This window comes from Streptomyces sp. CHD11 (assembly GCF_018638295.1).
Classification (GTDB): Bacteria; Actinomycetota; Actinomycetes; order Streptomycetales; family Streptomycetaceae; genus Streptomyces.
Window position 1 is genome coordinate 23,333 of sequence record NZ_JABTTS010000001.1, and the last position, 23,639, is coordinate 46,971.

At 70.9% G+C, this 23,639-nt stretch carries 15 protein-coding genes and 1 pseudogene; 7 read left to right on the top strand and 9 right to left on the bottom strand.

Annotated elements, in window-relative coordinates; all coding sequences use genetic code 11:
* Nucleotides 1-2: 2 nt before the first annotated feature.
* The 6 genes from HTV45_RS00050 to eccD form a co-directional block, all read right to left on the bottom strand.
* Nucleotides 3-3,398, bottom strand: coding sequence for an AAWKG family protein (locus HTV45_RS00050; protein WP_215203453.1), 3,396 nt, complete (start codon nucleotides 3,396-3,398; stop codon nucleotides 3-5).
* Nucleotides 3,399-3,468: 70 nt separating this feature from the next.
* Nucleotides 3,469-3,954 carry a type VII secretion system-associated protein gene (locus tag HTV45_RS00055; RefSeq protein WP_215203454.1) on the bottom strand — a complete coding sequence of 162 codons (486 nt, stop codon included), beginning with the start codon at nucleotides 3,952-3,954 and terminating at the stop codon, nucleotides 3,469-3,471.
* A 120-nt stretch (nucleotides 3,955-4,074) separates the two neighbouring features.
* Nucleotides 4,075-4,395, bottom strand: a complete 321-nt coding sequence (locus HTV45_RS00060) for a WXG100 family type VII secretion target (protein ID WP_215203455.1) — start codon at nucleotides 4,393-4,395, stop codon at nucleotides 4,075-4,077.
* 75 nt (nucleotides 4,396-4,470) lie between these two features.
* Nucleotides 4,471-4,836, bottom strand: a complete 366-nt coding sequence (locus tag HTV45_RS00065; protein WP_215203456.1) for a hypothetical protein — start codon at nucleotides 4,834-4,836, stop codon at nucleotides 4,471-4,473.
* A 182-nt stretch (nucleotides 4,837-5,018) separates the two neighbouring features.
* Complete coding sequence (gene eccB, locus HTV45_RS00070; protein WP_215203457.1) at nucleotides 5,019-6,551, bottom strand: type VII secretion protein EccB; 1,533 nt, start codon at nucleotides 6,549-6,551, stop codon at nucleotides 5,019-5,021.
* Between the two features lie 143 nt (nucleotides 6,552-6,694).
* On the bottom strand, nucleotides 6,695-8,095 hold the full coding sequence (eccD, locus tag HTV45_RS00075) for a type VII secretion integral membrane protein EccD (RefSeq protein WP_215203458.1): 1,401 nt from the start codon (nucleotides 8,093-8,095) through the stop codon (nucleotides 6,695-6,697).
* A 345-nt stretch (nucleotides 8,096-8,440) separates the two neighbouring features.
* Here eccD and eccCa point away from each other — a divergent pair, with 345 nt between their 5' ends.
* Nucleotides 8,441-12,469: a type VII secretion protein EccCa gene (gene eccCa / locus HTV45_RS00080; protein WP_215203459.1), complete on the top strand. Its 4,029-nt coding sequence runs from the start codon at nucleotides 8,441-8,443 to the stop codon at nucleotides 12,467-12,469.
* A gap of 36 nt (nucleotides 12,470-12,505) precedes the next feature.
* Here eccCa and HTV45_RS00085 read toward each other — a convergent pair whose 3' ends face one another.
* Nucleotides 12,506-13,771: a S8 family serine peptidase gene (locus HTV45_RS00085; RefSeq protein ID WP_215203460.1), complete on the bottom strand. Its 1,266-nt coding sequence runs from the start codon at nucleotides 13,769-13,771 to the stop codon at nucleotides 12,506-12,508.
* A gap of 202 nt (nucleotides 13,772-13,973) precedes the next feature.
* Between HTV45_RS00085 and HTV45_RS00090 the strand changes: the two genes are divergently transcribed.
* Nucleotides 13,974-17,297 (top strand): right-handed parallel beta-helix repeat-containing protein, encoded by a 3,324-nt coding sequence (locus HTV45_RS00090; protein ID WP_215203461.1) that lies wholly within the window; start codon nucleotides 13,974-13,976, stop codon nucleotides 17,295-17,297.
* Between the two features lie 91 nt (nucleotides 17,298-17,388).
* Here HTV45_RS00090 and HTV45_RS33800 read toward each other — a convergent pair whose 3' ends face one another.
* Nucleotides 17,389-18,090 carry a transposase gene (locus tag HTV45_RS33800; protein WP_251690843.1) on the bottom strand — a complete coding sequence of 234 codons (702 nt, stop codon included), beginning with the start codon at nucleotides 18,088-18,090 and terminating at the stop codon, nucleotides 17,389-17,391.
* Between the two features lie 363 nt (nucleotides 18,091-18,453).
* Nucleotides 18,454-19,218 (bottom strand): NAD(P)H-dependent oxidoreductase, encoded by a 765-nt coding sequence (locus HTV45_RS00100; protein WP_215203462.1) that lies wholly within the window; start codon nucleotides 19,216-19,218, stop codon nucleotides 18,454-18,456.
* A gap of 43 nt (nucleotides 19,219-19,261) precedes the next feature.
* Between HTV45_RS00100 and HTV45_RS00105 the strand changes: the two genes are divergently transcribed.
* The 5 genes and pseudogenes from HTV45_RS00105 to HTV45_RS00125 all read left to right on the top strand — a co-directional run.
* A complete protein-coding gene (locus HTV45_RS00105; RefSeq protein WP_215203463.1) occupies nucleotides 19,262-20,272 on the top strand; it encodes a GlxA family transcriptional regulator in 1,011 nt (336 codons plus the stop codon).
* 1,026 nt (nucleotides 20,273-21,298) lie between these two features.
* On the top strand, nucleotides 21,299-22,135 hold the full coding sequence (locus tag HTV45_RS00110; RefSeq protein WP_215203464.1) for an alpha/beta fold hydrolase: 837 nt from the start codon (nucleotides 21,299-21,301) through the stop codon (nucleotides 22,133-22,135).
* Nucleotides 22,128-22,712, top strand: coding sequence for a TetR/AcrR family transcriptional regulator (locus HTV45_RS00115; RefSeq protein ID WP_215203465.1), 585 nt, complete (start codon nucleotides 22,128-22,130; stop codon nucleotides 22,710-22,712). Before HTV45_RS00110 ends, HTV45_RS00115 begins: the two co-directional genes overlap by 8 nt.
* Before the next feature lie 130 nt (nucleotides 22,713-22,842).
* Nucleotides 22,843-23,169, top strand: coding sequence for a hypothetical protein (locus HTV45_RS00120; protein ID WP_308308906.1), 327 nt, complete (start codon nucleotides 22,843-22,845; stop codon nucleotides 23,167-23,169).
* 61 nt (nucleotides 23,170-23,230) lie between these two features.
* Nucleotides 23,231-23,479: pseudogene (locus HTV45_RS00125) on the top strand (transposase); the annotation flags it as partial.
* Nucleotides 23,480-23,639 lie beyond the last annotated feature (160 nt).

Genomic DNA, 23,639 nt, shown 5'->3' on the forward strand with positions numbered 1-23,639 from the left:
CGTCATCGGCCGATCACCGCCGGTGTGGTGCCCTCGTCGGTGCCCCACACGTCCTCGTCCTCCGCGACCCAGTTCGACCGCTCGCGGTCGCTGCTCTGGGTGGTCTCGGTCCGCTGCGCGGGGGGCGGCGGCATCATCCCCGCCGCGGGCGTCCCGCTCCGGGTGACGACCACGTCCTCCTGCATTTCCTGCTCACGCTGGGCGGCGGCCCTGCGGCTGGCCGCCTGGGCGGCGGCGGAGCCGCGCCGGGGGGCGGGCCTGCTGATGCGGGAGCCCGGGTTGGACCGTTCCCGCTCGCCCGTGGAGTCGCCGCCGGAGTTCCCCATCCCGCCCATGCCGCCCATCGGGGGCATCATCGGGCTGCCGCCGCCGGGGCCGCCGAGCGCGCTGGAGCCGGGGCCGCTCTGGTCCCCCTGGGTGAACGGGTTGTCCGCGGTTCCCTCGCCCCGCCCCGGGTTCCCGGAGCCGTGGTCGTCGTACGCGTAGTCCTCCGGACCCCAGTCGCCGCCGAGGGCGTCACCGCCCCGTGGACCGGTGGCGCCGTCGCCGCGCGGGTCGGAGAAGGAGGTGTGCGGGCCGTTCGTCATGGCGCTCGGCGTGTCGATGGTGGTCTGCCCGGAGTTGGCGCCGGGGTAGTCCACATCGATCCGTGGGACGTCGATCCGGTTGCCCGAGTTCCCGGAGTCGCCCGGGGTGTCGGTCTGGCTGTCCGGACCCTCGACCACGGTGGTCCCCTCCGGGGACGTCTCCGTGACGGTGCCGTCGGCCGCCACCTCGTGCACGGTGCCGTCCGGCAGGGTCACCTTCGCGCTGCCGTCCGGGGAGGTGACCGTGACGGTGCCGTCGGGTTCGGTCAGGGTGATCTCCCCGTCGGGAGCGGTCTCCTGCACGGTACCGTCCGGCAGGGTGATCTCGGAGCTGCCGTCCGGGGAGGTCACGGTGACGGTCCCGTCCGGGCCGGTCACCGTGACCGTGCCGTCCGAGGACGTCTCCGTACTGCCGCCGGGTCCGTCCACGATGGTGGATCCGTCCGGCTGGGTGATGATCTCCACGCCCGGACCGTCCACGATGGTCGACCCGTCGGGACGGGTGATGATCTCCCCGCTGGGGCCGTCCACGATGGTCTGGTCGCCGGGAACGGTGGCGTTGTCGCCGGGGCCCGACGTCTGGACGGTGCCGTCGGGGTCGGTGATGGTCACGGACCCGTCCGGCCCGGCGACGGTGACGGTGCCGTCGGGGTCGGTCTGGGTGATCGTCCCGTCCGGGTCGATGACCTGCTCGGTGCCGTCGGGGAAGTCGGTCGTGACGCTGCCGTCCGGGTTCTGCTGGGTGATGCCCCCGGGCTTGTTCGCCAGCGGGTTACCGGGCGGCTGGTGGCTCACGAAGTTGTTGCCCGGCGGCAGGGGGGTCCCCTCGCCGTTGCCCAGTTGCTCGTTCGCGTCGTCGATGACGTTCTGCGCCTGGTTGTTGGCGTCCTGGATGGCCTTGTCGACCTGGGCGTTGGCCTCGCTGATCGCGGTCTCGGCGTCGGCGTTCGCCTGGTCCGCCCGGTCGTTGGCCAGGTTGTTCGCCTCCTCCATCTGGAGGTTGGCCTCGTCCTGGATGTCAGTGACCTGGTTGTTCGCCTCGTTGATGGCGTTCTCGGCCTCGGAGTTGGCCTCGTTGAGGAGATTCTCGGTCTCCTCGTTGGCCTCGTTGATGGCGTTCTCCGCTTCGGAGTTCGCCTCGTCGATGGCGTTCTCGGCCTGGGAGTTCGCCTCGTTGATCGCGTTCTCCGCCTCGGCGTTCATCTCCTCCGCGGCCGCGTTCGCCTCCGCGATGGCTGTCTCCGCGGCCGCGTTGGCCTCGGCGACCGCCGCTTCGGCCTCGGCGTTGGCCTCCTCGATGGCGGCCTCCGCCTCGGCGATGGCCTCCTCGGCCGCCGCGTTGGCCTCGTCGATGGCGGTCTCCGCCTCTTCGTTGATCTCGTCGATCAGCTCGTCGATCTCCTCGTCGGAGCCGCCGCCGGCGGCGCCACCACCGCCGATGTAGCTGGTGACCTCGGGCTCCAGGACCTTCTCGATGACCCGCTGGGCCTCGATGAAGGCGTTGTTGACCGTGGACAGGGCGGTGGAGGCGGCCGGGGTCAGGTGCTCCTCGACTCCCGCGTTCCAGGACTCGACCGCCTTGGCCCCCAGGCCCGCCCAGGTGGAGACGTCGTTGAGGTTGCCAAGGCCGGGGATCGTCACCTTCGCATCGGGCAGCAGCGTGTAGAACCTGGTCTCCGTCTCGCTGGTGCTCCAGCTTCCTGCCCCGGTGGAATTACCGGGGTGATAAGTCGATTCGGAGCCGGTCTGGATCCCCTCCACCGCGAACCGGGCGTTGTTGTTGTAGACCCATTTGTGCGCCGACTGGAGGATCGAGTACAGAATTCCGTAGGGGCTGCCCAGGCCGGGCATGTGATTGATCGGATCGTCCCCGGCGTCCACCAGGGGGACGGGCTCGACGTTGGTCCCGCTCTCCCAGTCGGAATGGGCCGCGGACAGGTCGCGGATCGCCAGGAAGACGGCATTGCCGGCTTTCAGGATGGCGTCGCCCTGCTCGCTGGAGGCCGCGTACCAGTCCCACTGGCTCTGGTTCTCCGCGGTGAAGTCCTTGGGGTGCATCTGGTCGGCGAACCCCTGGTAGTTCTTGTGGAGTCCGTCGATCATGTTGGCGAAGACCTCGGCCGCCTTGCCCTTCCAGGCCGCGTTGTCCTCCCCCAGGGACTCCTTCCACTGCTTGACCGTCTCGGCGTGGTCGGTGAAGAACTTGGCCACCCGGTCGTACGCCTCCGCCGTCCTGGTGAACGACGAGAAGTCCATGGCGCTGGCCACGTCGACCGTCCTGCCGTTGGACGAGAAGCCGACATTGGTGTGGCCCACGATGTTCCGGTAGCCGGAGTCGTACAGCGCGCTGCCGGCTCCTTCCACGTACGCGCCGAGGGCGTGGTTCATGCCGCTGAGGGAACCGCCGTCGCCCTCGGACCAGCCGAACGGGTTGACCTGGTTCAGCTCCACGTCCTCGCCGCCCGGGCCGACGAAGTCGATGAGGACCTTCCGGAGCTTCGGGTAGATCTTCTCCTTCAGCTCGTCATCGGAGTACTTGTCGAGATCGCGCGTCGTCTCCGGGTCCTCCTCACCCGGCAGGAAGAAGTGGAGCACGAAGTCGTGGCCGTCGGTGTTCGGGCCGGAGTAGAGGTCGTAGGCGTCCTCGGTCATCTCCATGAAGTCCCGGTCCTCGATGACAACCTTGATGAGCGGCGCGTTGCCCTCCGGCTCCGTGCCGCGCATGTCCTCGAAGATGCCGTCGCGCGAGGGCATGGGGTAGCCCGTGAACGCCTCGACCGCTTTGGCCCAGTGATCGGACGCGTCTGCCATGGGGAACTCCGGGAGGGGGCGGTACGAACGGGAGGAGGGGTACGGGGGCGGGCGCGGAGCCCCGCTGCGCCTATGTCGTCCCGTCGCCCTCGTCGCTGTCCCCGTCGTCCGAGGAGCTCTCCGGTTCGGGGACGGGTGTCTCCCCGGAGAACCCGGAGTCGGCCAGGACGTCGGTGAAGGTCTCCGCCTCGATGGCGCCCAGGTTGTCCCCCTGGGTCTTGAACAGCTCTTCCAGCGTCCGGCGCAGCCCGTCCTCGATCTCGCCGAAGGTGGTCTGCTGACCCTCCAGGGTCGCGACGACGGTCTGGATGTTGGACGACAGGGCGTCGGTGAAGCTGGCACCGCTCACGATGTCGTCCTCGTCAATGCGGCCCATCATGAGCGGCTTGCCCTTGCCGATCCCCCCGACGGTGTCCGACGTGGTGACTCCGTCCGCCATGTCCCGCATGGACGGGTCGCCCTCGATCACAGTCTTGATGTCGGCGATGAACGCCGACAGGTCCTGGTCAAGGAACGCCTCGATCGACGCCCTGTTCAGTTCACTGAAGTCGGCCATACGGGTCTCCCTTCCCTGGAGGGTGCGTCCGGTGTCCGGACGGTGCCGGGTGGCGGGGTGTCACGGCGTCACCCCCGGCCGGGCAGTGTCCTGCTCGGCCGGGGGCGGAGCGGCACGGGGTCAGCGACCGATGTTCACCTCGGACCAGAGCTGGCTGAGGCTGTTCTCCGTGTACTTGTAGCTCTCGGAGACGTCGGTCAGGAGGCCGGCGTGCGAGGTCAGCAGGTTCTGCATGGTGACGACGGCGCCGTCCCACGCGGCCTGCTTCTGCGTGTAGACCTCGGCGTCACCGCCGTACCAGGTCTGCTTCAGTTCGCTGAGCTCCATCTCCAGCTGACTCAGCGTGCCCTCGATGGCGCGGGTCTGCTGGACCATGTCGTCAGCGGCGTTGTTGACGTGGTTGTACTGGACGTGAATGAAACCATCGGTCAGGTCTGACATGAATCGTCCTCATCTCGTGCGGGGCCCGGTGCGGTCCGGCGTGCAGCGGAGGCGTCGACGTCCGCCCGGATGTGCCTACTTGGGGCCGTCCAGGGCGCCCGATCCGGCCAGGGCGTCGAAGGCGGCCTCGCTGGCGCTGAACGCCTGATCGATGGCGGTGTTGCTGGAGCCCTGGGTCAGCCCGTGCTGCACGAGGCTGGTGTTGAGCTTGTCGATCATGTCCTCGAGGTTCTTCAGGATGATGGCCACCTGGTCGTCCCACTTGTCGAGCAGCCTGCCGTAGGCGCCGCCGTCGGAACCTTGGTAGGAACTCGCCAGATTGCCCTTGGTGGCGTGAACATCCTGGAGGATGCGCTGAACCCCGCTGTAGGCCATCTCCAGTGCCTGGATCCCGTTCCGGGTGGAACTCTCTGATGACTGCTGACCGCCCAGCTCACTCATGTCGCCTCTTCTCCCTCAGGTCACTCACCCATCACAACTCACCCTATTCAATGGTAGTTGATACAGCAACCACAAATTCCAGCGCAATGGAGAATGGGTTTTATGTCCGCTTTACTGGCATTCCGTAACGGCTTGGATGAACTTCTGACGAAAGAAGGGAAACGCTTCACCACTCCGTCGCACTATTCGGCCGATCTCCCGGAAACAGACGGTCGCTCCGCGTTCGCTTTCGCGGTGCCGCAGGAGGGTGCCGGCGTTCGGGGCGCGTCGTGGGTGGCGGCGGCGGTCGCCCCCAGATCCGGTCCGGTGGGCAGCATCGCCAGCAGCAGCGAGGGGACGATCCGCGCCTGCCCGTCGCCGTAGCCCAGGGCCGAGACGTCCTCGTCGGCCGGCACCCGGTATTTCACGCCGGTGTCCGCGACCAGGTAGCGGCTGCCGCCCACATCGCCTCCGGTGGCACTGCCGGCGTCGACCAGCGCGCCCCCGCCCGGTGGGACCACCACCGCGTCGACGGCCTGGCAGGCTTCCGTGATTCCGGTGGCCGACCGCTTCACCGCGGGCCCCAGGGCCTCCTGGCCGACCAGGGCGACGCCGACCTGGACGCCGGGGCCGGACGGCGAGCCCGGCGTGACCGACGAGCAGACGGCGTCCTGTGCCGCGACGTCGGCCAGCCGGGGCGGGGACTCCGGCATCCTCCCGGCGGCGTCGGCCACGAAGCCGCCCCCGCCTGGGGCCAGATGGCCCTTGAGGGTGCCCGCGTCCAGCTCCCGTACGACGGCGGATTCGCCCTCGTACGCCTTTCTGGTGGTCTCCGGGTCGCTGAGCTGCAGTGCCGCCTGGGTGTTCGTCAGCGGCACCAGGCCCTCCTCGCGCAGCAGGTAGTGCTGGCTGCGGTCGGCCCCCGGGACACTGGTGCGGAAGACCTGTCCGACCAGGGTGGAGAGGGTGCCGAACGTCGGCCCGCGCTTGCCCAGGCCGGCCGGAGCGACCGGGGTGAGGTCCGGTCCGGCGGGCAGTGCGTTGATGAACGCCGCGGACACCGTGCGGGGCTGCGCCGTCCCGTAGCCCAGGCTCTCCAGGGCACTGCTGCGGCTGTCGATCCGCAGCCTGGTGCCCTGCCACACCAGGTGGCGGGCACCGGACGGATCCGCCACCAGGACCGCGCTCCCCCGGGGCAGCGGGCGTTGTTCGGCGTCCGCCGCGACCGAGAGGACCGTGTCCCGGGTCCCGGGGCCGTCGGCGGGGGCCGAGCAGACCAGCCACGGCCGGGCGTCCGCGACCGCCTCCGGGGCCGGCAGGACGTCCGGGGCTCCGTCGATGCCGACCGGGAAGCCCCGGGGGGTGCCGCGCAGCGCGTCCGTCCCCACGGTCTGGCTGGTCAGGCCGGAACGGGAGGCCCCGGCCAGCAGCCTGGCGGAGGCGTAGTTCAGGACCGGGCGCAGCTCGCCCCCGTCGTAGAAGTAGCGCGCACCGGTGTCCTCGTCCACGATCAGGGTCCCCTCGACGCGCCAGGAGTCCGAGGTGGACGGGGATATGAGGCCCCAGACGAAGGCCCCGGCGGCGATCAGCAGCGAGACGACGATGCCGATGGCCAGGCCGCGGTTGGTGCGGCCGACGGGGCTCTCGGGGGCGTCCAGGTCGGTGCGGAGCAGGCCCGATGTCAGTCGCCCCATGACGAACATGTGCGCCTGGACCTGGTCACGTCTGTTCTGCACGTCGTGCTCTCCCGGGGATCAGGAACGGACCGGTGGCCGCGGGGGGACCGGCCGGTGCCGCGTACGGCGACGGGGACGGCCCGGGGACGGCGCCGGGCCGGGGCCGGGGCCGGGGCGACAGGGGCCGGCCGGGGCCGGTGCCGTCACAGGTTGAGTGAGCGCAGCCATCCGAACACACCCAGATTCCACAGCGCGAGGGGCAGCAGGCTGACGGCGGCCGCGGAGTGCAGCAGTTCCCCGATGCGGCCCCAGTAGGGGACCAGCCGCCGGCCCGGGACCGTCCAGGAGGCGATGGCGCAGGTCGCGGCCATCGCGAACAGGACCACGACCAGAGCGGGGAGGGCGCCGGCCGAGACCGCGAGGCCGGCGCAGACCATGAGGGCGGCCACCCCGAGGGCGCCGGGGACCAGGAGCGCGAGCCGCTGCCAGGAACTGCCCATACCGCGGCCGTGCAGCAGCAACAGCAGCGAGAGCGCTCCTGCCATGGTGCCGCCCGGCCAGCCGAAGGGGTGGACCAGGGCGGCCAGGAAGGCGACGCAGAGCACTCCGGTGGCCGCGAGCAGTGCGGTCATCCACACATCGGCCGCCACAGTCCTGGCCGCCACCTCGTTGCTGCCGTGCGGGTCGATGCCCTCCTGCAACTGCTGGGCGTTGGTGGGCAGCGGCGGGGTCCGCATCCCGGAGAGCCGGAAGGACAGCGACGGCACGAACGCCCCGAACAGCACCGTGAGCAGGACGGACACGGCGGCCGCCTCCTGCAGGGTCAGGTCGAACAGGATCAGCAGGAGGGCGGTGAGGGCGCCGCCCGTGGCGATCGAGGCGATGGCCAGGAAGAGGGGGGTGAAGGCGGCCACCACGGCGAGGGTGAGCACGGCCCCGCCCGCGGCGGAGGCGGACGCGGCGAGGAGCCGGGCGCCGAACACCTGGGCCATCTGGTCGCCTTCGGCGCCGCCGCCGGGCAGGACCCAGCCGGCCTGGGTCCAGTACGCGGTGGCCATGACCCCTAGTGCGGCGCCGGCCCCGGCGTCTCCGACGGCACGGCTGGCCGACGCGGCGCCCGCGAGCATCAGCAGACCGCCGGCGAACAGGACGGTGACGCGCAGCCACGGGCCGAGGCCGGGCAGGGCGAGGAGGACCATGCCGGTGGCCAGGGCGGTCGCCGAGAGACCGATCAGCACCCGGCGGCCCACCACGGGTGTCCAGGCGAACGGGCGGCGGTCCATGGTGGTCGCGATGGCGTCGACGAGGTCGTCGAAGTGGGGTTCCGGCAGGGCCTCGGCGCGCGGTCTCAGGTGCAGGACCTCGCCGTCGCGCACCCCGACGGCGTCCAGGGTGGACTCCTCGTCCACTGGGGCGCCGCCCAGCCGCTGGAGGATCCAGCCGCCGTGTTCGAGTCCGGCCTCCTGGGTCTCCTCGCCCGCGTAGTCGAGAAGGGCCGGGAGGAGGTCGGCCACCGGGACGTCGCCGGGAACGGCCAGGTCTATGGATTTTGCGGGGGCTCGTACCGAGATCCGGCACAGGTGTGCCACCGTACTGTCGGTCAAGACTCGCTCGTCTCTTCTTCCGCGTGCCGGGACAGGCGAATAGGGAAATCACCTTGCGAGAAGGCGGCGCCGAGTCGGCATCTACCGGATCGGCGTCATTAGTCGGATGACTGTAGCCTACGAAATGATGCGCGGCTCAGTCCCACCGCCCGGGGGTGGACTCTCCCCCGATGGATCACCGGATGGGTCATTGGAACACAATGGGCCCGCGGTTCGGACACCGACATGGCAGGGGCCGACAACGGCGTTCCGTCCGTCCCGGCCGGCTTCCGGTCCGGGGCCGCCGTTCCGCCGGGCCGTCACCGGCCGACCGCAGGACCCGTACCGCCGCCCAGGAGGCATCCCGTGAGTGTGGTTCTCTTCCGTCGCCCGCCTCGTCGCCGGGCCCCGGACATGCCCGAGGGGGAGCTGAGCCTCCAGGAGCCGCCCACCCTGCCGGAGGTGGTGCCCGACAGCTCCGCGGTGTGGAACTACCTGCCCATGGGGATGATGTCGGCGTCGATGATGCTGATGTTCGTCCGCATGGGCAACGGCAGTTCGGCCCTCGGCTACACCGCCCTGGTCCTGATGGTGGCCGCCTCGGGCCTGATGATCCTGGGGCAGTTCATGCGGCGGGCGGGCGACCGGAAGCGGCGGCTGAAGGGGGAGCGGCGGGACTACCTGCGCTATCTGCGCCAGACCCGGCAGCAGGTGCGCGGGGCCTTCGTCCAGCAGCAGTACGCCCTGTCGTGGCGGCACCCCGAGCCGGCGGCGCTGTTGTCGCTGGCCCGAACCTCGCGGTTGTGGGAACGCAGGCCCGGGCAGGACGACTTCGGCGAGGCCCGGCTCGCGGTGGGCGCCCAGCGGCTGGGGCTGCGGCTGGCCCCGATGTCCACCAAGCCGGTGGAGGACCTGGAGCCGCTGTCCGCGCACGCCCTGCGGAGCTTCATCCGGGCGTACGCCACCGTGCCCGACCAGCCCATCGCCCTGTCCCTGCAGGCTTGGTCCCGCGTCCTGTGCCGGGGTGAGGAGAAGCACATCCGGGACGCCATACGGGCCGTCATCGCCCAACTCGCCGTGTTCCACTCCCCCGAGGACCTGTGGCTGGCTTTCTGCGTGTCGGAGGAGCGGCGTCCCGACTACGACTGGGTGAAGTGGCTTCCGCACGCGCAGCAGCCCGAGGCGCAGGACGACGCCGGGCCGGTGCGGCGGGTGGTCACCACCATGGGGGGCCTGGAGGAGATGCTGGGCGCCGAGTTCCAGGAGCGGCCGGCGTTCGACCCGGAGGCGCTACCGGGCCAGGAGGAGCCGTTCACGGTGATCGTGGTGGACCACGGGAGTGTGCCCAACGGTCACCGGTTCGACGGGACCGGGTTCCGCAACGCGGTGGTCATCGATCTGTCCGGCGAGCTGACCTGGCGCCCCGGACGCACCACTCTGCGGCTGGAGTTCAACGAGGAGGAGGGGAGCGGCACGGAGGGCGGCGGCGCCACCGTGAGCCTGGTGCGCACCGACCGGAACCGGCAGGAGCAGCGCACCCTCCTGGGCCGCCCGGACCGTCTGGGCCCGGCCGTCGCGCGGTCAGTGGCGATGCGGCTGTCGCCGTACCGGATGGCGTTCGGCGGTGACAGCGCCGAACCGATGTCCGCGGACATCGAGCTGACGTCGCTGCTGGGGATCGCGAACCTGCACCGGTTGCAGCCGCTGGACCTGTGGTCGCGGCGGGGCGAGTCGGACCGGCTGCGGGTGCCCATCGGCATCAGCTCCGAGGGCCGGCCGGTCGAGCTGGACATCAAGGAGTCCGCGCAGGGCGGCATGGGCCCGCACGGCATGCTGATCGGGGCGACCGGTTCGGGCAAGAGCGAGACCCTGCGGACCCTGGTCCTGGCTCTGGCGCTGACCCACTCGTCGGACACCCTCAACTTCGTCCTGGTCGACTTCAAGGGCGGGGCCACCTTCCTCGGTCTGGACGAACTCCCGCACACCTCCGCGGTCATCACCAACCTGGCGGACGAGGTATCCCTGGTCGCCCGCATGCAGGACGCCCTGCACGGTGAGCTGATGCGGCGTCAGGAACTTCTGCGGGCGGCCGGGAACTACACCTCGGCCCTGGAGTACGAACGGGCCCGGGCGGCGGGCACCCCGCTCCAGCCCCTGCCCAGCCTGTTCGTCGTGGTCGACGAGTTCAGTGAACTACTGTCGGCGCACCGGGAGTTCATGGAGCTTTTCGTGATGATCGGCCGGCTGGGCCGCAGTCTCGGGGTCCATCTCCTGCTGGCGTCCCAGCGGCTGGACGAGGGGCGGATGCACCAGTTGGAGAGCCATCTTTCCTACCGCATCGGGCTGCGCACTTTCTCCGCCATGGAGAGCCGGGGTGTCCTCGGGGTGCCGGACGCCTACCGGCTGCCGTCCCAGCCGGGCAGCGGCTACCTGAAGAGCGGCGTCGAGGAGCTGACCCGCTTCCGCGCCGCGTACGTCTCGGGGACCTACGAGCACCGCAGCGGGCCGTCCGTGCAGGCCCGGGCGGCCGGGCAGGTGGTGCCGTGGACCACGGAGTGGGTGGCCCCGCGTCCCGCGCCGGAACCCCCCGAGGAGACCGAGGAGACGGAGCCCGCGCCGGAGGAGGAGACGGGCACGGCGCAGTCCCTGCTGGCCACCGCCCTGGACCGGCTGCGCGGGGCCGGGCCGCCCGCCCACCAGGTGTGGCTGCCGCCCCTGGACACCCCGCCGTCCCTGGACCAGCTCCTGCCCCCGCTGGCCCCGCATCCGGAGTACGGTCTGACCACCGCGGGCTGGGCGGGCCGCGGCCGTCTGACGGTGCCGGTGGGCATCGTGGACCGGCCCTTCGACCAGGTGCGCGACCTGCTGACCGTCGACCTGTCCGGCGCCGGGGGACACGTGGCCATCGCGGGCGGCCCGCAGAGCGGCAAGAGCACCGTCGTCCGCACCCTGATATCGGCGCTGGTCCTGACCCACAGTCCGCGCGAGGTCCAGTTCTACTGTCTCGACTTCGGCGGCGGGTCGCTGGCCCCGCTGGCCGGACTGCCGCATGTCGGCTCGGTGGCCGCGCGGGTCGATGCCGAGCGGATCGGGCGGACGGTCGCGGAGGTCGTCGCGATCCTGGAGAAGCGGGAGAAGCTCTTTCTCCAGCACGGGGTGACCTCGATGCCCGCCTACCGGGCCCGCCGGGCGGCCGGGGAGTTCGCCGACGAGCCGCACGGCGACGTGTTCGTGGTGATCGACGGCTGGTCCACCGTCCGCCAGGACCACCAGGACCTGATGCAGACATTCACCCGGATCGCCTCCCGGGGACTCAACTACGGCATCCACCTGGTCGTCACCACGGCCCGCTGGGTGGAGCTGACCGCCGGGGTGCGGGACCAGTCCGGCACCCGGATCGAGCTGCGGATGGGCGACCCGATCGAGTCCATGGTCGACTCGCGCCGGGCGCGGAGTGTGCCCGCCTCCCCCGGCCGCGGTCTGACCGTCGACACCAAGCTGCACTTCCTCGCCGCCCTCCCGCGGATCGACGGCGTGGAGAGCGCGGAGGACCTGACGGCGGGCGCCGCCGCGCTGATCGAGGACGTCAGGGAGCACTGGAGCGGTCAGGAGGCGCCCGAGGTACGGCTGTTGCCCGCGCTCGTCTCCAGCGGCGCCCTGCCGGAGCCGCAGGTGGCCACGGAGGGGGGCGGGCTGCGGGTCGCCCTGGGCCTCGAGGAGAACGGACTGGGACCCGCCTGGCACGACTTCGCGACCACCCCACACCTGATCGCGGTCGGCGACACGGAGAGCGGCAAGACCAACCTGCTGCGCCTGGTCGCCCGGGCGATCACCGACCGGTACACCCCCGAGGAGGCCCGGGTGCTGCTGGTGGACTACCGGCGGGACCTGGCCGACGCGGTGCCGGAGGAGTACCGGCTCGGACACGCCGTCTCCATCGACGCCCTGCGCGACCTGGTCAACGGCGCGGCCCGGGCCATCAAACTCCGGGTGCCGGGTCCGGACATCACTCCGGCCCGGATGCGGCTGAGCGACTGGTGGACGGGGCCGCGGCTGTTCGTCCTGGTCGACGACTACGACATGATCGGCGCGGGCCCGGGCAACAACCCGTTCATGCCGCTCCTGGACCATCTCGCCCTCGGGTACGAGGTGGGTCTGCACATGGTGGTCGCGCGGTCGGCGTCCGGGGCCGGGCGCGGACTCCAGGAGGCCCTGATGCGCCGCCTCCAGGAGGTCAACTCGCCCGCGCTGCTGATGTCCTGCCCGCCCACCGAGGGGTATCTCTTCGGCAACGTGAAGCCGCGCATCCTGCCCACCGGGCGGGCCCTGCGGGTAGCCCGGCGCGCGGCGACGCTGGTACAGACGGCGCAGCTGGACGACTCCGGGACGAGCTGAGCGGCCGGGGGCATCGGGGCCACCGGGGAGGCGCCCCTACGGCCGCCGCCAGCCCCGGGCGCGGCCGCGCGGGATCACCACCGCAGCGGCGGACACCACCAGGACCAGCATCGCCATCGCTCCGGCGAGGACCAGGGCCCGGTCCTGGAGGACGGTGGACACCACCGGCAGCCGCAGGGGTTCGCCCTCCGCAGCGGGATCGGCCGGGGCCCGGGAGCCGGTGGAGTACAGGGAGATCGCCGCGTACGGGTCCAGGAGGGCCGCGTCACCGGTCGGCGCGCCCGATACGATCAGCCGCTCCGCGGTCCGGGCGGCGGTCAGGTCCGGGTCGTAGGCCCGGACGAGAGCCGCGGCCCCGGCAGTGAAGGCGGCGGCCGCGGAGGACCCGGCGGCGATGAAGTGCCCGTCGCCGCGCGGCCCGATGCCGACCACCGGACCGCCGGGGGCGGCCAGGTCCGCCCCGTCGGCCCCGGCCGCGCTCTTCAGGACCGTCCCGTCGGCGGCCACCCCGATCACCGACAGGGCTCCGGGCGCGGACGCGGGCCAGTAGGCTTCCACGGGGGCGTCACCCCGCTTCGGGGCGACGTCCGGGGCGGCCGGGGCGACCACCAGGACGTCGGCCTCGGTGGCCTCCCGGACGGCGTCGGTCAGCTCCTTCCGGCCGTCGGGGAGCGCCGCCGCGACACTGACGACCTGCGCCCCGCTGTCCACCGCCGTGCGGATCCCGGCGGCGACCCGTTCGGCGGAGGGGGCACCCCGCTGGTCGGTGCCGCGCACCCCGAGAATTCGGGCCGCCGGGGCGACCCCCTGGAAGTCCGTGCCCTCGGCACGGGCCGCGGCGACGAGCCCGGCCAGGAAGGTGCCGTGGCCCACGCAGTCGGTGCCCGAGTCGCCGTCCGCCGAGACCCGGTCTCCGAGGGCCGGGGCGGTGGTGGACACCCCGGTGCCGACGACGGCGACGGTGATCCCCTCGCCCCGGGACAGCCGCCACGCGTGGGGCAGCGACAGGCTGTTCTGCGCCCAGGTCGCCCCCTTGGCGGTGCGCCCGGAGGGCCCGGTGCAGGGGTCCTCGGTGCGCAGGGCGAGCGGTATCGGCGGCAGGCTCGTGGCGCCGCCGTCCGCGGCCGGCGCGGCCGCCGGGAGCCCCGGGGCTGCCGGGTGGGCGGCCGCGGTGGGCTCCTGGACCGCGACGGCCCACACCGTCGCCGCGGCCAGCACCCCCGCCACCCGGGACCACCGGGAGGGACGGCGTCTGGGGCCGGGGATGCGCGGTGGGGTCCGGAACGCCTGGGGTCGCCTCATGAGGCGCATGATAGAAGGACACACTTCGCCGCCCCTCCCCCTGGGTCGCAACGGGAGTTCGCGCGGGCGTCCGGCCCAGGGGGCCGTCGGCGCACGCGGTTGACCGAGGCCTTCTACTGTTTACTACGGTCACCCCCGTCGCGGCCGTTCGCGCGGTGCGGACGACGCCGACGGGCGCCGACGAAGAAGAGGAGAGACGCGCGTGGTACGCCAGCTGTTCACGGTCGGTCCCGACAGGTCAGAGAGGCCGGACAGCTTCCCTACCATCGGCGAAGCCCTGGCCAAGGCGCGGGCGGGGGCGGTCATCAGCGTCCTGCCCGGGCGCTACGAGGAGAACCTGCGCATCTCCCGGAGGGTGACGATCGTCGCCGACGGGGGCCGGGGCAGCGTGGAGATCGCCCCGGCCACCGGCTCCGCAGTGACCCTGGTGGCGGACGCCGTGATGCTCACCGACCTGGTGCTGCGCGGGCCCGAGGGGGAGGACGTCCCCGTCGTTGACTCCTACCAGGGCCAAGTGGCCCTGCAAGCCTGCGACATCATCGGCACCGGCTGGGCCGCCCTGCTCAGCCGCAACGCCGGTTCGCTGGCCATGCGGGACTGCCGGGTCACCAACCCAGCGGGCGCCGGAGTCGTGGACACCTCGGCCGAGGAGAGCGTCGTCGCGGAGTGCGTCCTGGAGGACCTGGGCAGTTCGGCGGTCGTCATCAGCGAGAAGGCACGGACCGTCATACGCGGCTGCACCATACGCGACTCCCGGGGCAACGGGGTCCTGGCCAACGGGCAGACCCGGGGCACGGTCGAGGACTGCGACATCTCCAACACCGACAAGCCAGGGGTCGCCGTCGAGCAGAACAGCACCACCCGGGTCCTCCGCAGCCGGCTGCACGACCTGGCCGTGGGCGTCCTGGTGACCAGCACCTCCCGGTCGGAGCTGACCGGACTCGACATCGTGGACACCGCCGAGCACGGCATCCTGGTCTCCGCGGGCGCCGACCCCGTCCTGCGGGAGTGCCGGGTGACCCGCGCCAAGAGCAGCGGCCTGGTAGTGACCGGCCGGTCGCGCGGGACGTACGAGGACTGCGTGTTCACCCGCTGCGGGGGCCCCGCCGTCCTGGCCACCGAGAGCGCGGCACCGGCCCTGACCCGGACCACGGTCCGGGAGTGCTCGGCCTCCGCCGCCGTGCTGCTGACCGGTGCGTCCGCGGCCGAGATCGACCACCTGGAGGTGACGGACTCCACCGGCGCCGGCCTGCGGATGCACGCCGGGGCCAATCCCCTGATCCGGCGGGCGCGGATCGTCTCCGCGGCGGGCCACGGTGTGGAGGTCCTCCAGGGCGGGCGCGGCCGGCTGGAGAACTGCCAGATCGAGAAGGCGGGCGGGGCGGCCCTGCGGGTCACAGGCGACAGCCGCCCGCACCTCGTGAACTGCTCCCTGACGGACTCCGCGGGGCCCGGGGTCCTCGTCGACTCGGGCGGCTTCGCCGACGTCCGGGACACGGTTGTGGAGGGCAGCGGCGCCGAGGGCTTCCGGGTCGACGAGGACGGGGAGGTGTCCGCCCTCCGCAACCGGATCCTGTCCTCCGGGGGGCACGGGGTCCTCCTCGGACCCGGCTCCCGGGCCTCCCTGAACGGCTGCGAGGTCCTCAACGGCCAGGGCGACGGCATCCGTGTGGACAGCGCCGGACCGGTCGCCGTCCTGGACTGCACGACCAACGACAACCGGGGCGCCGGCCTCCGGTACACCGCCAAGGACGGCGCGCTGACCGTGGACCGGCTCTCCAGCGCGGGCAACGGCGGCCGGGACGCCTACGAGGGGGCCCCGCCGCCCGCCACGGACCCGGCGGGCCGCGCCGGCGCGGAGCGGGACGGGTCCGATCCGCCCCCCAAACCGGAGGGCCCGGTTGAGGAGTTGGATGCCCTGGTCGGCCTGGAAGGGGTCAAGCACCAGGTCAAAAGCCTGATCAACCTGACTCGGCTGGCCCAGCGCCGAGCCAGTCTCGGCCTCCCGGCCCCGCCGATGAGCCGGCACCTGATCTTCGCGGGCGCCCCCGGCACCGGCAAGACCACTGTCGCCCGTCTCTACGGCTCCATCCTCGCCGAACTGGGCAGTCTGCGCTCCGGACACCTGGTGGAGGTCTCGCGCGCCGACCTGGTCGCGCAGGTGGTCGGCGGTACCGCGATCAAGACGACCGACGCGTTCAACCGGGCCCTCGGCGGGGTCTTGTTCGTCGACGAGGCGTACACCCTCGCCTCCGACGGCAAGAACTCCGGGGCCGACTTCGGCCGGGAGGCCGTCGACACCCTGGTCAAGCTGATGGAGGACCACCGGGACGACGTGGTGGTCATCGCGGCCGGCTACACCAACGAGATGGACTCCTTCCTCGCCGTCAACCCCGGTCTGGCGTCCCGTTTCGCCCGCACCGTCGAGTTCGCCAACTACACCGTGGACGAACTGGTGACCATCGTGGAGACCCACTGCGAGCGGCACCGCTACGAACTGTCCCTCGGGACCAAGGACGTCCTCGCCGCCCACTTCGGCGAAATGCACCGGGGCCCCAACTTCGGCAACGGGCGGGTGGCCCGGCAGGTGTTCGAGGAGATGGTGGACCGGCAGGCGTTCCGGCTGGCCGGCCTGGCCGAGGCCGGTGAGCAGGATCTGACCGTCCTCCTGCCGGAGGACGTCGGGGAGGCCGCTGCCGCCGCCGTCCAGGCCGCCGCCTCCGGCCACCCGGCTGACTCCCCACTGGACGAACTCGAAGCGATGATCGGCCTCGACAACGTCAAGTACGAGGTCACCGACATGATCAACCTCCTGTCGGCGTCCCAGCGGCGGGAGGCGGTCGGCCTGCCCGCCTCCCGGATCAACCGGCACCTGGTCTTCGCGGGACCTCCCGGCACCGGCAAGACCACCGTGGCCCGGCTGTACGGCAGACTCCTGCGGTCCCTGGGCGTCCTGCCGCGCGGCCAGATCGTGGAGGTGTCCCGCGCGGATCTGGTCGGCCGTTACGTCGGACACACCGCCCAGCTCACCAAGGAGGTCTTCGAGAAGGCCCTCGGCGGGGTGCTGTTCATCGACGAGGCGTACACCCTCACCCCGCCCGGCTCGCCCTCCGACTTCGGCCGGGAGGCCGTGGACACGCTGCTGAAGCTCATGGAGGACCACCGGGACGACGTGGTCGTCATCGTCGCCGGATACACCAGTGAGATGAACCGCTTCCTGTCCTCCAACCCGGGCCTGTCCTCCCGCTTCTCCCGGCACATCGAGTTCCCGGACTACAGCTCGGACGAACTGGTCGAGATCGTCCACCGGCAGGCCGCCCTGTCCGGCTTCAAGTGGGCCCCGGACGTCCCGCAGGGCCTGCTGGAGTACTTCGAGGCCCAGCCGCGCGACCGCTCCTTCGGCAACGCCCGGCTGGCCCGGCAGACCATGGAACGCATGGCCACCCGCCAGGCCCGCCGCCTGGCCGCCATGGACGCCCCCGGGATGACGGATCTCCAGACCCTGATCCTGGCCGACCTGCAGTAGCTCCGGCGGGGACCCCGCGTGATCGGGCAGCCGGTCCGCGCACGGGGCCCCGCGGGAGGTTCAGCAGCTCGCCGATGCCCCCGTGCAGCGCTCATCCGGCACACGCGCCCCGGTCACGCACAGCACCGGTACGGGCGGCGGCGGAAAGGCGAGGTCGGAGAGCGAGGATCCAGGCAGGCCTGTGTTCGTCCAGGCTCGCTGCCGTCCGTTCAGGGTCACGGCGGGGCGAGCCGGGAGCGGAGGCCCCTGACGGCCTGGGCCGGCGCGGCTGACGGGCTGGTGGGACATGGGCCGGTCCCCCTTTCCGGCTCCTCGCGGGACAGAGGGCCGGCGCTGTGGCGTCCAGGGAGAGTCCGGGTGGGGCAGTCAGTCCCCGGCATGGTCGGGAGGCAGGATGACGCAGGTGCCGCTTGCGTCCGTTGACCTTCTTCCCGGCGTCGAAACCCCGCGAGCCGTGGGTGACGGTGGCGTCCGCCTTCACCGACTGCGAGTCGATGACCGCCGCACTCGGCTCCTGATCACGGCCTTCGGCAACGCGGACGGTCTCGCGCAGCCGGTCGTGCAGCTCGGCCACCAGCCCCGTATCCCGCCAGCGGGTGAAGAAGGCGTACACCCGAGGCCAGGGCGGGAAGTCCGAGGGCATCGACCGCCACTTGATGCCGTTGTCGACGAGGTAGCGGATCGCGTCGAGCATCTGCCGGTGGCAGTAGCCCTCCGGCCGTCCGCCCCGGCCGGCCAGCCGTTCCGGAACCGGCAGCAGGTCCCGCACCACGGCCCACTCGGCATCGCTCATGTCCGAGCCGTACCGGGGCCGGCGCCCCGGCCGGTCGGCTGCGTTCCCGAACCTGTGGGCGAGGCAGTCACACCCAGGAGTGGATGGACTGGACCCGGCAACCGTGACCACGCGACACTTCGAGAACAGGGCCTCTTGCTTCTCGCTGGACTCGACATCCGCGAACTACCGAGAGGCCCTTCTTCCATGCATCCACACCCGCAGACTCACCCAGATCAGGCCCATGTTCGAACCCGACCGACCACCCGAGCGGATAGAGAACAGCCAGTTACAGTCCCCATGCAGGCGATCCAAGGACTGGGCGCCCAGGAGGTACGACGTGGTCCCTGCCGATGTGGGCGCCCAGGATTATCCCTGTCGGTGTCAGGCCACGTGCGCTCCCAGTCCGGTCAGGCCCGGTGCCACGTCCGGTCGCAGCACGAGGTTGTGGTCGTAGTCTCCGCCGTTTTGCGTTCGGTACGCGATCGGCTCGGTCGTCGGGATCGTGAGCAGGCGCTCGCGCAGTTCCTTGACCGCTGCCTCGCCTTCCTCGGGCGTGAACCTGTCGGCACCCGAGATCAGCACCGGGGGCAGCACCTGTGCACCTGCGTAGAAGAGGGTGCCGTGCTGCAACGGGAACAGCAGCTCGTCAACGGCTCCGTGGATGCCCCGATCGCCGTAGAACCACGCCGGCCCGCCCATGGTCACAACCGCCATCGCGCGCTTACCCGCAAGGAACCCGTCTCCGTAACCGATCCACTCGCCGTTCGGGCCACGCAAACCGTAAGCGAAGCCCTGGTGCCAGACGCGGTCGAACCAGCCCTTGAGGATGGCGGGCATTCCGAACCACCACATCGGGAACTGGATGATGATCGTGTCTGCTCGGTTGATCTTTTCCTGCTCGGTTCGGATATCGGCGCTCAGTGCACCGCTGTCATACGCCTGCTGCGCGGCGGCAGCGACCTTGAACCGCTCCGCCGCGTGGTGGTCGTAGCCGGCGGCGTCAACGACGGGGTTCCAGCCCATCGCATACAGGTCCGACACCTCGACCTGGTGGCCTTCGGCGCGGAGCGCGCGCTGCCCCTCCGCGGCCAGGTGGCCGTTGAGCGAGCGGGATTCGGGGTGGGCATGAATCCAAAGAACATTCATGGCTCGATCATGAACGTGCGGCACCTCCACGACGACTGGCCCGATGGCCAACATGTGCGAAGATCGGGCCATGGCTGTGTTTGCTGGTGACGGGCGCCACCGTGTGGCGGTCTTGGTCCGCGAGGGAATGCTGTCCTTCGAGGTCAGCATCGTTCACCGCATCTTCGGCCAGGCGCGCTCGGCCGAAAATGCCGCCCTCTATGAGGTCGTGACCTGCGCACTCCATCCCGGGGAAGTACGCACGGACGCCGACTTCACCGTCACCGTCGCTCACGGCCCCGAGGCGCTACTCGAGGCCGACACCGTCGTCGTCCCAGGAGCCGAAGTCGACTTCGGTCCCCAAAGCGGTCCGCTCGAACCCGCGCTCACCGCCGCGCTGGCGCGGATTCACCCCGGCACACGGATCGCCTCGATCTGCACAGGATCATTCGTGCTGGCCGGGGCGGGCCTGCTCGCCGGGCGGCGAGCAACCACGCACTGGCGCTCATCCGCCCGCTTCCGGGAGCAATTCCCGGACGTCGCATTCGACCTCGACGTCCTCTACACCGACGACGATGGTGTCCTCACCTCTGCCGGCGCCGCTTCAGGCATTGACCTGTGCCTACACATGATCCGCACCGACTACGGCGCAGCAGTCGCCAACGAAGTGGCGCGCGGCAGCGTCGTCCCGCCGCACCGCGAGGGCGGGCAGGCACAATACGTGCGGCGACCGATGCCGAGCCCGGACATCTCCTCGACCAGCAAGGCACGCCGATGGGCACTCGAGAATCTGCACCTGCCCGTCACACTGCGGGAACTGGCGGCCCAGGAAACAACAAGCACGCGAACATTCACCCGACGCTTCCGTGACGAAACCGGCATCTCGCCGGGACGGTGGCTCATCCAACAGCGCATCGAACGAGCCTGCACCCTCCTGGAGCGCACCAACCTGCCTATTGACCAGATCGCCGTCACCGCAGGCTTCGGCACCGCCGGCTCGATGCGATTGCATCTACAAGCAGAACTAGGAGTCTCACCCAGCGCCTACCGCGCCACATTCCGCGGCCGTCACTGACTTCTCACAGCACTCCATCGTCGCAGCGAAGACCGAGAGGGCCGTCGGGGCGACCGAGATGAATCATCTGGTAGGACGTGCAGGTAAAGACCTTCACCCCACGATCCGGCTGACCCGCTCGTCCGGCAGCGTACACGCCGTAGCCCAAGTACCGCTGTGAGCTTCGTACCGCTCGCTGGCATCGCGGCTGGCCCATCCGGCGAGCGCCGACAGGTCTGCCGACGGTGGCCGAGGACGACACCGCCGAGGGCCGCCTGCTGCACCCGCGGTCTCCTCCCCGTCCGCCCCTACACGCAGTGCCAGCGCTCGGCAACCCAGCCCCCTTCTTCCGTGTGCTGTCAATCAGGTCCGCCGGCCGGTTCCTGGCCTCGACCTCCTTGCGGATCAACCGCTCAGCGATCTTGCGAGCCTCGCCCTGGCCGTACTTCACGCCGGCTTTCTTGCGGACCAGACCTCGGTGGTGCTTGACAGTCCACTCCGCCCGGTACAGCGGCAGCATGCCCTTTGACAGCTCCACCTGCCGCCGGCGAACTCCTATCCAGCGGTGCGCCGGGGTCCGGTTGGGGCTGCGGGGTGGGAGAAGTTCCTGCGAATGAGCAGGACCGAAGTCGCGTGGCGTGATGTCCCGGCCGAAACGCTGGGCTGCTCAGGGGTAACGGCCTGACCGTCGCCGCCGATCTGACCTGATCGCATCCACTTCCGGGTCGCCACCGGAGATGAGGACTGGACAGGTACTGACTGGCTTCAGCACCGGCCGCTGGTCGGGCACGACCGCCCCGAGCACGCAGAAGCCCTCCGGCGATCGGGAAGGCGCGTTCCGCACCGACATTACCAAAGTGACGGCGGCGGACCCGACCGAGCTGCGCGTCGGTTCGTTCCCCTACCGCTCCACCCCGAACCGAGCTGGATTTTCTCCCTTGCCCTCATCTGACACCCGGACAGAGTTGACACTCGCGGCTATTGTGATTAGCTTTTAGCTAGTTACATTAGCTCGTAGCTATTGCACTTGACGAGCAGGGAGATGTCATGGCTGAGTTTGTCTCCGTCCCGGGCGGCACCATCGCTTATGAGGCCGCTGGAGAGGGCCCGCTGGTCGTCCTGGCCCATGGCATAGGGGACAGCCGTGCGGCGTACAGGTTCGTCGTGCCGCGTCTGGTGGCGGCGGGGTATCGAGTGGCGGCGGTCGACCTGCGGGGCTTTGGCGAGTCGAGCGCGCGGTGGACTTCCTACTCGCGTACCGACATCGCGGGCGATCTGCTCGCGGTGATCCGCCACATCGACAGCGGCCCGGCCGTCCTGGTCGGCCACTCGATCTCCAGCGGCGCCGCCACCATCGCGGCGGCCCAGGATTCCGGCCTGGTCAGGGGCATCATCGAGCTGGGCCCCTTCACGCGCGCGCAGTCGATCAAGCTCGGTGACTTCCACTCAAAGAGTTACCGCACGGGTGCCTTCCGGCTGCTCGGCGCCGTCCTGTTCGGCAGCGTGGGCCTGTGGTCCCGCTATCTCGACCACGCCTACCCTGGTCGCAAGCCGGCCGACTGGGCCGACCGGCTGGCCGGCATCCAGGCGATGCTGGGCGAGCCAGGCCGGATGCGGGCGTTGAAGAAGATGGGGCAGTCGGCGCCGACCGACGCCGGCGCCCAGTTGGGCAACGTAGAGTGCCCTGCCCTGATCGTGATGGGTTCGCTGGACCCCGACTGGGTCGACCCGCGCGCCGAGGGCGAGGCGATCGTGGCCGCGATGCCGACCGGTGTTGGAGAGCTCGCAGTGGTCGAGGGAGCCGGCCACTACCCGCACGACCAGTACCCCGAGGAGACGGTGTCCCTGGTGCTGGCCTTCCTGGAAGCACACGCCCGTGCCTAGGGCAGGTCTCGATACAAAAGCCGTCGTCGCGGCGGGAGCGGAGCTCGCCGACGAGGTCGGTCTGGCGGGCCTGACCATGGGTCTGCTGGCCGACAGGCTCGGCGTACGGCCGCCGTCCCTGTACAAGCACGTCGCCTCCCTGCAGGAACTGCGGCACGGCATCTCCGTCCAGGCCAAGCGCGAATTCGCCCATCAGCTGGCCCGGGAGTCCGTCGGCCGTTCCGGTCCGGACGCAGTCCGGGCGTTCGCCGACAGCTACCGCCGCTGGGCCCTGAAGCATCCCGGCCGCTACGCCGCCACCGTCCCCGCCCCGGTGGCCGGTGACGAGGAGGACCGCCGCGTCAGCGAGGAGACGTTACAGGTCCTGCTCGACGTCCTGGCCGGTTTCGGCCTGCCCGAGGCGCGCGTAGTCGACTCCGCACGGGCCATGCGGTCAGCACTTCACGGGTTCGTCACCCTTGAGGGCACCAACGGCTTCCAGATGCCCCGCGACGTCACGCGCAGTTTCCACTTCCTCATCGACACCCTGATCGCCGGCTTCCAAACCGACCCTCCTGACCGCGCCTTTGAAGGATGACATGGCCGCCACCGACCCGTCCCCCTCCACCCCGCAGACATCAAGCACCGTCAGGACCAAGACGCAACGACCCTCGGGGCACGACTACCTCCGAGGCAGCGTGCGCGTCGCTGGCGAGGTGACCGCTTGGGTGTGCACCCCCTGGGCCCTGTGGTCGCACTCCATCCCGCTGGCGATCGGCGCCGTCCTGCTGCTGATCGGGCTGCCCGCCGTCTTCAGCACCCCGGGCGACCGGCCCGGCGCAGACGCGCCCGTCGCGGTGCCGGGCATCGTCACCATCTTGCTGATCGTGCTCCACCTGATGGCGGCAACAGCGTCTGCGTGGGCGCTGTGGGGGACATGGACCGCCGCAACGGTGACTGCCCTGTGCCTGGTCGTGCCGTTCACCGAGCTACCGCGCTGGCGAGCCCTGCTGAGCGCGACCCACGACCGAGCTGAACGCCCAGCGCGCCGGTGACCGCGCAGACCAGGGTTCTGTTCGGCTTTGACGAGGCGGCTGAGGGCTGCCCCACAACAGCCGCCACTTCAAGCCCCAACGCCTGCATGCCGACAAGGCCTACGACCGGGCTGGCCTGCGTAAATGGTTACGCGGCAAGCGCATCGGCGTGCGTGTCGCCCGCAAAGGCATCGAGTCCAGCGAACGCCTGGGGCGCCGAAGGTGGGTCATCGAGCGCACCATGTCCTGGCTGACCGGCTACCTCAGGCTCAACCACCGCTACGAACGAAACCCCCGCAACTACCTGGCCTTTCTCGGCCTCGCCGCGTCTCGTTTGGTGACCCTCGACCATGGGCTCCAGGCCTTCGCTTTCGCGATTCAGCGCCGGCGCTGGCCGTCCCTCGCCGCTTCGGCCGGCCCCCGGCCGAAGCGGCGAGCCGCTCGACTCCCCTGTGCGACGTCCAGCACCGCGGTTGCGAAGCCGTACCGGA

Bases quoted from the DNA above. Each gene is read 5' to 3' on its own strand.
- HTV45_RS00050 (WP_215203453.1), bottom strand. From the start codon at position 3,398: ATGGCAGACGCGTCCGATCACTGGGCCAAAGCGGTCGAGGCGTTCACG.
- HTV45_RS00055 (WP_215203454.1), bottom strand. From the start codon at position 3,954: ATGGCCGACTTCAGTGAACTGAACAGGGCGTCGATCGAGGCGTTCCTT.
- HTV45_RS00060 (WP_215203455.1), bottom strand. From the start codon at position 4,395: ATGTCAGACCTGACCGATGGTTTCATTCACGTCCAGTACAACCACGTC.
- HTV45_RS00065 (WP_215203456.1), bottom strand. From the start codon at position 4,836: ATGAGTGAGCTGGGCGGTCAGCAGTCATCAGAGAGTTCCACCCGGAAC.
- HTV45_RS00085 (WP_215203460.1), bottom strand. From the start codon at position 13,771: ATGAGGCGACCCCAGGCGTTCCGGACCCCACCGCGCATCCCCGGCCCC.
- HTV45_RS33800 (WP_251690843.1), bottom strand. From the start codon at position 18,090: ATGAGCGATGCCGAGTGGGCCGTGGTGCGGGACCTGCTGCCGGTTCCG.
- HTV45_RS00100 (WP_215203462.1), bottom strand. From the start codon at position 19,218: ATGAATGTTCTTTGGATTCATGCCCACCCCGAATCCCGCTCGCTCAAC.
- HTV45_RS00105 (WP_215203463.1), top strand. From the start codon at position 19,262: ATGGCCAACATGTGCGAAGATCGGGCCATGGCTGTGTTTGCTGGTGAC.
- HTV45_RS00110 (WP_215203464.1), top strand. From the start codon at position 21,299: ATGGCTGAGTTTGTCTCCGTCCCGGGCGGCACCATCGCTTATGAGGCC.